General features: G+C 70.0%; 1 protein-coding gene. It reads right to left on the reverse strand.

The features are described 5' to 3' along the window. Positions 1–63: 63 nt before the first annotated feature. The coding region (locus tag GWK16_RS24900) for an OmpA family protein (RefSeq protein WP_170056674.1) at positions 64–1115 on the reverse strand (1052 nt) is incomplete at its 5' end.

A 1115-nucleotide genomic window follows, 5' to 3' on the forward strand; every position in this document is an offset into this window, starting at 1 on the left:
AACGCAGAAAGGGGCGCCTTTCGGCGCCCCTTCCCGTGAAGGCGAAGTCGCTGTCGCGACCGCTTAGCGGAGGACGATCTCCACGCGGCGGTTCTGCGGCTCGCGGGTGTTGTCCGGGGTCGCGACGAGCAGCTGGCTCTCGCCGACGCCGCGCGCGGTGATCTCGTTGCGCGGCACGCCCAGGCGCACGAGCTCGGCAGCGACCGCATTCGCGCGGCGCACCGACAGGCCCTGGTTGTACTGCGCCGAGCCCGAGGTGTCGGTGTGACCCGTCACTTCGATGCGCGTCACCTGCTGGCGAGTGCGCGCCTGCGCCGCTTCCGCGATGATCTGACGCGCACGGGCGGTCAGGTCGGCGCGGTTCCAGTCGAAGAACACCATGAAGGTGCGCGCCGGGGCCGGAGCCGCCGCGGCCACGGGGACCGGGGCAGCCGTGCGGCCGAAGTTGTAGCGCACGCCGAACAGGATCGAGTGGTTGTACTGCTCGGTCCCGAAGGAGGCCGCCAGACGCTCGCAGCCGTTCACCGCCGTGGAGCCGACGCAGCCATTGGCGCGGCCGTCGACGTCGACCGACGCGGTGCCCATGAAGCGGTACTCACCCGTCAGGGCCAGACCCGGGACGGACTCGATCGGGAAGGCCATGCCGACGATCGCCTGGTAGGCGAAGGCGCCCTGCGTGCCGCCGAAGTTGAAGTTCGCCGTGCCACCCGGGCCCGTCAGGCGGGTCGACAGGTTGTCATAGTCGGCCCAGTTGTAGCCGATACCGGCGCCGATGTAGGGGACCACCGGGCCCAGCACGAAGTCATACAGCGCGTTGAACATCACGCCGTACTGGTTCACCGTGCCCGAGGAGCCCGGCAGGTTGCCGCGGCCGGACTGCGAGATGGTGTCGACGTCGTTCTGGCGCCAGGAGCCTTCGAGTTCGAGGCGCAGGCCGTTGCCGAAGCCGTAACCGACGCTCAGCACGCCCGCCCAGCCCCACTCGTAGCTCACGTCCGTGCTGCGACCCGCGACCGTGTCGCTCTGGGTCTGCAGGTAGTTCGTGCCCAGGCCGGCACCCACGTAGATGCCCTGCACGCGCGGATCCCAGCTCTGCGCGTTCGCGGCGATCGGCA

This window comes from Neoroseomonas marina (genome assembly GCF_012927745.1).
Lineage (GTDB): Bacteria > Pseudomonadota > Alphaproteobacteria > Acetobacterales > Acetobacteraceae > Neoroseomonas > Neoroseomonas marina.